11 protein-coding genes are annotated in these 9,053 nt (G+C 62.3%); 10 read left to right on the top strand and 1 reads right to left on the bottom strand.

Annotation, left to right across the window (positions count from 1 at the left end; genetic code table 11):
• From ACILRN_RS13600 to ACILRN_RS13555, 10 genes are all read left to right on the top strand, one after another.
• The coding region (locus ACILRN_RS13600; RefSeq protein ID WP_395689142.1) for a S49 family peptidase at positions 1-507 on the top strand (507 nt) is incomplete at its 5' end.
• 13 nt (positions 508-520) lie between these two features.
• On the top strand, positions 521-805 hold the full coding sequence (locus ACILRN_RS13595; RefSeq protein ID WP_395689140.1) for an integration host factor subunit beta: 285 nt from the start codon (positions 521-523) through the stop codon (positions 803-805).
• 36 nt (positions 806-841) lie between these two features.
• Complete coding sequence (locus ACILRN_RS13590) at positions 842-1,186, top strand: DUF1049 domain-containing protein (RefSeq protein ID WP_395689138.1); 345 nt, start codon at positions 842-844, stop codon at positions 1,184-1,186.
• Positions 1,183-2,106: an ornithine cyclodeaminase family protein gene (locus ACILRN_RS13585; RefSeq protein ID WP_395689136.1), complete on the top strand. Its 924-nt coding sequence runs from the start codon at positions 1,183-1,185 to the stop codon at positions 2,104-2,106. Before ACILRN_RS13590 ends, ACILRN_RS13585 begins: the two co-directional genes overlap by 4 nt.
• 18 nt (positions 2,107-2,124) lie before the next feature.
• Positions 2,125-2,826, top strand: a complete 702-nt coding sequence (gene pyrF / locus ACILRN_RS13580) for an orotidine-5'-phosphate decarboxylase (RefSeq protein ID WP_395689134.1) — start codon at positions 2,125-2,127, stop codon at positions 2,824-2,826.
• A complete protein-coding gene (locus ACILRN_RS13575) occupies positions 2,816-3,463 on the top strand; it encodes a phosphoribosylanthranilate isomerase (protein WP_395689132.1) in 648 nt (215 codons plus the stop codon). The genes pyrF and ACILRN_RS13575 overlap by 11 nt, the downstream gene beginning before the upstream one ends.
• A 38-nt stretch (positions 3,464-3,501) precedes the next feature.
• Positions 3,502-4,722, top strand: coding sequence for a tryptophan synthase subunit beta (gene trpB / locus ACILRN_RS13570; protein WP_395689131.1), 1,221 nt, complete (start codon positions 3,502-3,504; stop codon positions 4,720-4,722).
• Positions 4,719-5,537 (top strand): tryptophan synthase subunit alpha, encoded by an 819-nt coding sequence (gene trpA / locus ACILRN_RS13565; protein ID WP_395689129.1) that lies wholly within the window; start codon positions 4,719-4,721, stop codon positions 5,535-5,537. The genes trpB and trpA overlap by 4 nt, the downstream gene beginning before the upstream one ends.
• A gap of 8 nt (positions 5,538-5,545) precedes the next feature.
• On the top strand, positions 5,546-6,442 hold the full coding sequence (gene accD / locus ACILRN_RS13560; protein WP_395689127.1) for an acetyl-CoA carboxylase, carboxyltransferase subunit beta: 897 nt from the start codon (positions 5,546-5,548) through the stop codon (positions 6,440-6,442).
• Between the two features lie 4 nt (positions 6,443-6,446).
• Positions 6,447-7,775: a bifunctional folylpolyglutamate synthase/dihydrofolate synthase gene (locus ACILRN_RS13555; protein ID WP_395689125.1), complete on the top strand. Its 1,329-nt coding sequence runs from the start codon at positions 6,447-6,449 to the stop codon at positions 7,773-7,775.
• Position 7,776: 1 nt separating this feature from the next.
• Here ACILRN_RS13555 and ACILRN_RS13550 read toward each other — a convergent pair whose 3' ends face one another.
• On the bottom strand, positions 7,777-8,874 hold the full coding sequence (locus tag ACILRN_RS13550) for a M24 family metallopeptidase (RefSeq protein WP_395689124.1): 1,098 nt from the start codon (positions 8,872-8,874) through the stop codon (positions 7,777-7,779).
• Between the last annotated feature and the right edge of the window lie 179 nt (positions 8,875-9,053).

The following is a 9,053-nucleotide window of genomic DNA, read 5'->3' as shown; positions in this document are numbered from 1 at the left end:
GGCGTGATCTTCAGCTTTCCCGAAATTTCCAAGCTTCTCGATACAGTCGGCATCCGCATGGAGGAACTGCGGTCGGGAGACATGAAGGCCGAGCCTTCTCCCTACAAGCCGGTGTCCGAGAAGGCGAGAGAGGTATCGATGGCAATGGTGGAGGATGGCTTCCGGTGGTTCACGGGACTGGTGGCAGAGCGCCGTCAGCTGCCCATGGAGCAGGTACGCATCCTCTCCGATGGCCGGGTGTATACGGGCCGACAGGCCCTCGAGGTCAAACTCATCGATTCACTGGGTGATGAGGAAATAGCCGTGACCTGGCTTGAGCAGGACCGGAAACTGGCGCCCGAACTGCCCATCGTCGACTGGAAGCCCCAGACCAGTACCGACCCCACCGGTCTTGGTCTGGTAGCGGCCGAAGCGGTGCTCGGGGCCCTGGGCCTCGAAAACATTCGGCTGGCGGCCCAAACTGCACAGCTTGACGGGCTTCTTGCGCTTTGGCACCCTGCACGATAATCGAGGTGTCGTCATGATCAAGTCTGAACTCGTCCAGAAAATCGCGGAGAAGAACCCGCACCTCTATCATCGGGACATCGAGCGCATCGTCAATACGGTGCTCGACGAAGTCATCAATGCACTCAAGGATGACGACCGGGTGGAGCTGCGTGGGTTCGGTGCGTTTTCGGCCAAGGCCCGTGGCGCGCGAACCGGCCGCAACCCTCGCACTGGTGAGGCTGTCGACGTCGTCGCCAAGCGTGTTCCGTTCTTCAAGACTGGCAAGGAATTGCGCGAACGTCTGAACGGCAAGGGCTGATTGCGCGCTACGGCGGAGCGGCGTAAGACGTCGGTCATGATGTTCAGGCGCGCCCTCAACTGGCTCATAGGTCTGCCTCTGGCCGTGGTTGCCATTGCCTTTGCCGTTGCCAACCGTCAGTGGGTAACAATTTCCCTGGATCCCATAAATCGGTTGCATCCCTTCGCCACGCTGACGCTGCCCCTATGGAGCCTGCTGTTTGCCGGCGTCTTCATTGGTATTCTGGCTGGTTGGTTCGTGGCCTGGCGCGGCAATGCCCGTCATCGCCGCGCCGCGCGTGACGCACGCGTTGAGCTCATCCGTACCCAGCAGGTCCATGAGCGTGAGCGCCACGACTGGCAGCAGACTCTGCCGTCCATTCACAAGGGGCCCCTGTCTTGAAAATCCTCTCTGCAGATGATGTGGCCCGGCTTGGGGCTTACCGCGATATCATCGAGGCCTTGCGCAACGGCTTTCGCGCGCCGATCGAAACACCTGTGCGCCATCACCACGAGGTTTCTTCGGTTTCGACTCTTCTGCTGATGCCGGCTTGGTCGACGGAGTGGGCAGGGCTCAAGACGGTGGTGGTCAAGACCGACAATCCGTCCAAGGGCCTGCCCACCGTGCAGGCGAGTTATCTGCTGATCGACCAGGCGACCGGCGCCACCGTGGCGATGTTGGACGGCACCGAAATCACCAGGCGGCGCACCGCGGCAGCCTCAGCGCTTGCCGCCGATTATCTGGCGCGCCCGGATGTTGACGCCATGACGGTGATCGGCGCCGGGGCGCTCGCCCCGCATTTCGTGGCTGCCCATGCCGCGGTCAGGCCGATCAGGCGGGTGTTCGTCTACAACCGCACGCCGTCGCGATCGGAAACGCTGGCGGCGGAGCTGGCGCAGCACGGCTTCGAGGCCCATGCGGTGACTGATCTCGAACACGCCGTGCGGCAATCCGGCATCGTCAGCTGCGTCACCTCCTCGACCGTTCCTATCCTGCGGGGCGCCTGGCTGCAGCCCGGCGCCCATGTCGATCTCGCCGGGGCCTTCAAGCCCTCGATGCGCGAGACCGATGCCGAGACGGTGGCCCGTTCCTCGGTCTATGTCGACACCCGCGAGGGCGCGCTGGCCGAGGCCGGCGACCTGCTGCAGGCGCGTGACGAGGGCCGCTTCGATTTCGCCAGTATCCGCGGCGATCTCTTCGAGCTTTGCCGGGGCACCGTGAAAGGCCGCCAATCGGCGGACGAGATCACCCTGTTCAAGTCCGCCGGGACGGCGATTGAAGACCTTGCCACCGCCATTATGCTGTATCAAAAGGCCCGCTGATCAGCCGGAGCCTTGCCTATGCCCGTCAACCCGATCTGCGTTGCCCTCGACACGCCTGACCTCGTGCAGGCGGTGGCGCTCGCACGTGCGCTGAAGCCCCATGTGGGCTGGGCCAAGATCGGCATGGAGTTCTTCTATGCCCATGGCATCGCGGGCTATGCGCGGGTGGCGGAGACCGGCCTGCCGGTGTTCCTCGACCTGAAGCTGCACGACATTCCCAACACGGTTGCGTCCGCAATGGCGGCGCTGATGCGGATCGAGCCCCGGCCCGCCATCGTCAATCTTCATGCCACCGGCGGCTTCGACATGATGAAGGCGGCGGCGGAGGCCGTGGCGGGTCGCTCGAAGCTCATCGCGGTCACCATTCTCACCAGCCTGTCGGATGACGATATCTGGGCTACCGGCTTCGAGATGGCCAAGAACACCGAAGCCCATGTGCGCAGCCTCGCCGAACTCTCGAAGCGGGCCGGGCTCGACGGCGTGGTGTGCAGCCCACATGATCTGGTCGGCATCCGCCATGATCTGGGCAAGGATTTTCTCACCGTGGTGCCGGGGATCCGCCCGGCCGATGCCGCCACCCAGGATCAGAAGCGGGTGGCGACCCCTGCGGCTGCACGCGCTGCAGGAGCCGACATTCTGGTGATTGGCCGCGCCATCACCGGGGCCGCAGATCCGGCGCGTGCCGCGCAGACGATTCTGGAGGGGCTCGATGCCGGCTGACGTCAAGATCTGCGGGCTGTCGACGCCGGAGACGGTGGAGGCCGCGATCGCCGCCGGAGCTGACCTGATCGGTCTGGTCTTCTATCCCAAGAGCCCCCGCAATGTGTCGCTCGAGCAGGCGGCGGCGCTGGCCGCCCAGGCCCGGGGCCGGGCTAAGATCGTGTCGTTGGTGGTCGACGCAGAGGACGCGACGCTGCGCGAGATCGCCGCACGGGTCGCCCCGGACCTGTTTCAGGCCCATGGCTCCGAAAGTCCGGAGCGGGTGGGTGAGATCGCCCGCCTCACCGGCAAGCCGGTGATCAAGGCCGTCCGGGTGAAGGAGGCGGTCGATATTGTCGCCGCCGCCGCCTATTCCACGGTGGCGAGCCTGATCATGTATGACGCCAAGGCGCCGGAAACGCTCGGAAATGCTTTGCCGGGTGGCAATGGCCACGCCTTTGACTGGGGCTTGCTGGACAACCGGAAGCGCCCACCCTTCATGCTGGCCGGAGGCCTGACACCGGCCAATGTGGCGGAAGCCATCCGGGTGACCGGCGCGCCCATCGTTGACGTGTCCTCCGGCGTCGAAAGCGCGCCGGGGGTGAAGGACGCCAGTCTGATCCGGAAATTCATTGAGGCGGCGAAGCGCCCCCGCTAGAACCGGCTGGACAATCGAGAAAAGGCAGCAGAGGCCACATGAACGTGACCAACCCCAATTCCTTCCGCATGGGACCGGACGAGAACGGCCTGTTCGGCATCTATGGCGGCCGCTTTGTCGCCGAGACGCTGATGCCGCTCATCCTCGAGCTCGAACAGGCCTATAAGGATGCCAAAGCCGACCCCAGCTTCCAGGCGGAGCTTGACGGTTTCCTCGAACACTATGTCGGCCGCCCCAGCCCGCTCTATTTCGCCGAGCGCATGACCGAGCACCTGGGCGGCGCCAAGATCTATTTCAAGCGCGACGAGCTGAACCACACCGGCGCCCACAAGATCAACAATGTGATGGGCCAGATCCTGCTGGCCCGCCGCATGGGCAAGAAGCGCATCATCGCCGAGACCGGCGCCGGCCAGCATGGCGTCGCCACCGCCACCGCCTGCGCCCGCTTTGGCCTCGAATGCATCGTCTACATGGGCGAGGTCGATATCGAGCGCCAGAAGCCCAATGTGTTCCGCATGAAGCTTCTGGGCGCGCAGGTGGTTCCCGCCAAGTCCGGCTCGCGCACCCTCAAGGATGCGCTCAATGAAGCGCTGCGCGACTGGGTGGCCAATGTCGAGGACACCTTCTACTGCATCGGCACGGTGGCGGGGCCTCACCCCTATCCGGAGATGGTGCGTGACTTCCAGTCGGTGATCGGGCGTGAAACCAAAGCGCAGATGCTGAAGCGCGAAGGCCGCCTGCCGGACTCGCTGGTGGCCGCCATTGGCGGCGGTTCCAATGCCATGGGGCTGTTCCACCCGTTCCTGGACGACAAGGACGTCGAGATCATCGGTGTGGAGGCGGCGGGCCTCGGCCTCAAGACCAGAACCAAGCACGCAGCCTCGATTGCCGGCGGCAAGCCCGGCGTACTGCACGGCAACCGCACTTATCTGCTGATGGATGATGACGGGCAGATCATCGAAGGCCACTCGATCTCCGCTGGCCTCGATTATCCGGGCATCGGGCCGGAACATGCCTGGCTGCATGACATGGGCCGCGTCGACTATGTCTCGGCCACCGACAAAGAGGCGCTTGAAGCCTTCCAGTTGTGCTGCAAGCTCGAGGGCATCATTCCGGCGCTGGAGCCGAGCCACGCGCTCGCCCATGTCATGAAGATCGCGCCCAAGAGGCCGAAGGACCATCTGATGGTGATGAATCTCTGCGGCCGCGGCGACAAGGACATCTTCACGGTGGCGGACATTCTGGGGACGAAGCTGTGAGCACCCGCATCGACCGCCGCTTTGGGGCCTTGAAAAAAGAAGGCCGTGCCGCGCTTGTGACCTTCGTGACGGCGGGCGATCCGGACTATGACACCTCGCTCAAGATCGTCAGCGGGCTGCCGAAGGCGGGCGCTGACGTGATCGAGATCGGCATGCCCTTCACCGATCCGATGGCCGATGGCCCGGCGATCCAGGCGGCGGGCCTGCGTGCGCTCGCGGCCGGTCAGACCATGAAGAAGACGCTGAAGCTGGTGAAGGAATTCCGCAAGACCGACAAGGACACGCCCATCGTGCTGATGGGCTATTACAACCCGGTCTATGTCTATGGCGTCGACAAGTTCCTGAAGGACTCGAAGGCGGCCGGGGCCGATGGCTTCATCATTGTCGATCTGCCGCCGGAAGAAGACTCCGAGTTCTGCCTGCCGGCACTTGCAGCCGGCATGAACTTCATCCGCCTCGCAACGCCGACCACGGATGACAAGCGCGCCCCCACCGTGTTCCGCAGTACCTCCGGTTTCGTCTATTACGTCTCGGTGCTCGGCATCACCGGCACGAAGGCTCCGGACCTCAAGAGCGTCAAGGCCAATGTCAACCGGCTGCGCAAGCACACCAGCCTGCCGATCTGCGTGGGCTTCGGCGTCAAGACGGCCGAACAGGCGCGCGCCATCGCCAGGGACGCCGATGGCGTGGTGGTGGGCTCGGCGCTGGTGAGTGCTGTTGAAAAGAGCCTGACCAAGGCTGGCAAAGCGACAGCGAAAACCGCAAAGGCGGTGCATGCGCTGGTCGCCGATATCGCCCGGGGCGTGAGGAGCTAGCGCGTGCCATGAACTGGATCAAAAACTTCGTCCGCCCGAAAATCCGCTCCATTCTGGGCTCCGACAAGCGCGAGACCCCGGAGAACATGTGGGTCAAGGACCCTGACTCCGGCCAGATGGTGTTCTATAAGGACCTTGAGGCTAACCAATATGTGATGCCGCCATCAGGCTATCACATGCGCATGCCGCCGGATGTGCGCCTGAAGGCCATGTTCGACGATGGTCTTTATGAGAGCATTTCCTTGCCGCCGGTGCCAGTCGACCCGCTCAAGTTCCGCGACGAGCGGAGATACGCCGATCGCCTGAGGGAAGCGCGTACCAAGAACAATGCCGAGGACTGCATTCTGGCCGGCCTTGGTGAATTGGGGGGGCTGCCCGTCACCATTGCGGTCCAGGACTTCTCCTTCATGGGCGGTTCGCTTGGCCTTGCCGCCGGCGAAGCCATCATAACCGCCATGCGTGCAGCCGTCGAACACAAGACGCCCTTCATCTTCTTCGTTTCGTCTGGCGGCGCGCGCATGCAGGAAGGTGTTCTCTCGCTGATGCAACTGCCGCGGACTACGGTTGCGGTGCAAGAGCTGCGGGCTGCACACCTTCCCTATATTGTTGTGCTCACTCATCCGACAACGGGCGGCGTCACGGCGTCTTATGCCATGCTGGGCGATGTGCATGTGGCCGAGCCGGGCGCCCTGATTGGTTTTGCCGGCCAGCGGGTCATCGAACAGACTATCCGCGAGAAACTTCCCGAGGGCTTCCAGCGCGCAGAATACCTTGAAGCGCATGGTATGGTGGACATGGTCATCCACCGCCATGCGATGCGGGAGACGCTCGGCCGGCTGGTGCGGATTCTGACGAAAGCACCCTCGGCTGAAGTCCCATCCAGCGCTCTCGTTCCGGTGGTTTGAGATCTTGGCGCTCAGCGATGCCATTCTGACGCGACTTCTGTCGCTGCATCCGAAGATCATTGATCTCAGCCTTGGGCGCATGCAGGTGATCCTCGGCAAGCTCGGCAACCCGGAACGTAAGCTACCGCCTGTGATCCATGTGGCGGGAACCAATGGCAAGGGCTCGACGGTGTCCTATCTCCGTCACATCATGGCGGCAGCCGGGCTTACGGCGCATGCCTATACCTCGCCGCATCTGGTCAAGTTTCATGAGCGCATCAGGGTTGCCGGACAGCTCATTTCGGAGGCAGATCTCACGGCACTGCTCGAAGAGTGCGAGCAGGTGAATGGTGGCGAGCCCATCACCTTCTTCGAGATCACCACTGCTGCCGCCTTTCTGGCATTCAGCCGTACACCGGCTGACTATCTGATCCTCGAGGTTGGGCTCGGTGGCAGGCTTGACGCCACCAATGTGCTTCCTGCGCCCCGCATCAGCATCATCACCACTATTGACTATGATCACCAGCAGTATCTGGGGGACACCTTGACCCTGATCGCCCACGAGAAGGCCGGAATCCTGAAAAAGGGCGTTCCGGCCGTGGTTGGCGTGCAGCCTGACGAGGCCCGCGAAGAGATCGAGCGGGTGGCCGCCCGGCGATCTGCGCCGCTCCATGTCGCTGGCCAGGACTGGCAGGCCTACGAGCAGCACGGCCGGCTGGTGTTCCAGGATGAAAGCGGGTTGCTTGACCTTCCTCTGCCCCAGCTGCGCGGCCGCCATCAGATCGATAATGCCGGTAATGCAATTGCGGCGATCCGGCTGCTCGGAGATGAGCGTATAAGCGAAGTACATATTGGTGACGGGTTGAGGACCGCCACATGGCCAGCCCGCATGCAGCGGCTTGGCGCGGGGGTCCTTTCCGGACTGGTTCAGGCAGACGCTGAGCTATGGCTTGACGGCGGTCATAATCCCTCTGCGGGCCGGGTTCTGGCCCAAGCCTTCTCGGAGCTGAACGAACGGCACTCGCGCCCTCTCGTTCTGGTGTGGGGCATGCTCAATACCAAGGACGTGGCGAATTTCATTGGCTGCTTCAGGGGCATCGCCAGCCGTGTCGTGACACTGACGATTCCAGAAGAGGAGAATGCCGTTTCTGCTGAAGTGCTGGCGGAGGCTGCCCGGGGTCAGGGTCTTGCTGCCGAAACAGCGGCCAGCCTTGAAGCAGCACTTCGTCAGGCATCGCTGGGTGTTCCTGCCCCGCGCATCCTGATCTGCGGATCGCTCTATCTTGCTGGCCGTGTTCTGGCTGCCCACAGCCAGGAGGAGATGAGCCAGGTTACCGGGGCAGGCCGCCGCTGACTCATCCAACCAGTCGCAGCGTGCGTGGAAAACTCGTCAGACACTCAATTCCGGTCTCGGTTACCACGACGTTGTCTTCAATCCGGACGCCTGCTTCACCCTCGCGATAAAGGCCCGGTTCTATGGTAAACACCATCCTGGGCTCCAGTACCTGCCGATTGCCGCGCATGATCTGTGGCGCCTCATGCACATCAAGACCGAGTCCATGCCCCGTCTTGTGCCGGCAGAACGCGGAAAACTGCGAGTTTTCAAGAACGCGCAGCACGCCATCATCGACGTCCGCGGCGGTGACGCCAGGACGCGCAATGGAGCGCCCCTCTTCATTTGCCTGCAGAACGGCCTCGTAGAACGCTCGGTCATAATCCGAGACTTGCTTCACGAAAAAAGTTCGGGTGATGTCCGCGCTGAAACCTTGATGAGTACCGCCAAAGTCGAGAAGCAGGGCATCGCCTGCCTTGATGCGGTAGTCAGACCTTGCATGTGCGTGGGGATTGGCGGCGTTGTCACCCGCCGCCACGATCGGTGCAAATGACAGGCCATCTGCGCCATGCGAAAAGAGATTGCGCAAGAGTATGGACTCAATCTCTGTTTCGGTCATGCCAAGCCTGATTTCAGAGAGCGTTGCCTCGAGCGCAGCCTCTGATAATTTGATCGCCCTGCGCAGCCGACTGATCTCCTCAGCTGTCTTGTGCAGCCTGATCCTTGAGATCGACGCATGGATATCCACAAATTGAACGCCGGGAAATGCCTGTTGCAAGGCCAGGAGATCGAACACACGCATGCGCTGACCTTCGACGCCGACCCGTGCGCCGGCCCTCAGCTGTGGCAGCGACTGCCCTGCTGCATCGAAGGCTTCCTGATAGCCTGCTTCATCGCGCCAGCCAAAAACCTCACAGCGGAAACCAATCTCCCTGAACGATCCCAATTCGAGTTGAGGCACCACCGCAACCGCCTCGCCCTTACGCGGCACGATCACTGCCAGCGGACGTTCCATCTGATGAAAATCCTTGCCAAAGACACGGCGGAAGTTTGCGCCGGGAACAAGCACTACAGCGTCCATTCCAGTTTCGGCCATGATGGCGGTCATCTGATCGAGCATCGAGATACCCTGCATTAGAGTAAAGTTGAAAACGATTGTTATTTTGTGTCAACAATCGCAACGCCCGGAGAGCAGGCGTTGCTGTGGTTACAATTACTTGATCATATAGACATAAGCGGTAGTGACGCCATATTTCTCCGCCAGCTTTGCTGCAGGAATGCCTTTGGCGCGCTTGGCGA

Origin of the sequence: Aestuariivirga sp., from assembly GCF_044238155.1 — a bacterium.
Lineage (GTDB): Bacteria > Pseudomonadota > Alphaproteobacteria > Rhizobiales > Aestuariivirgaceae > Aestuariivirga.
Note: the sequence above shows the minus strand (reverse complement) of the source record. Positions and strands in the feature narration are given on the sequence as shown.

What these genes read in the sequence shown, in the direction of transcription:
- accD (WP_395689127.1), top strand. Translation starts at nt 5,546, where the DNA reads ATGAACTGGATCAAAAACTTCGTCCGCCCGAAAATCCGCTCCATTCTG.
- ACILRN_RS13575 (WP_395689132.1), top strand. Translation starts at nt 2,816, where the DNA reads ATGCCGGCTGACGTCAAGATCTGCGGGCTGTCGACGCCGGAGACGGTG.
- pyrF (WP_395689134.1), top strand. Translation starts at nt 2,125, where the DNA reads ATGCCCGTCAACCCGATCTGCGTTGCCCTCGACACGCCTGACCTCGTG.
- ACILRN_RS13595 (WP_395689140.1), top strand. Translation starts at nt 521, where the DNA reads ATGATCAAGTCTGAACTCGTCCAGAAAATCGCGGAGAAGAACCCGCAC.
- trpB (WP_395689131.1), top strand. Translation starts at nt 3,502, where the DNA reads ATGAACGTGACCAACCCCAATTCCTTCCGCATGGGACCGGACGAGAAC.
- ACILRN_RS13550 (WP_395689124.1), bottom strand. Translation starts at nt 8,874, where the DNA reads ATGCTCGATCAGATGACCGCCATCATGGCCGAAACTGGAATGGACGCT.
- ACILRN_RS13590 (WP_395689138.1), top strand. Translation starts at nt 842, where the DNA reads ATGATGTTCAGGCGCGCCCTCAACTGGCTCATAGGTCTGCCTCTGGCC.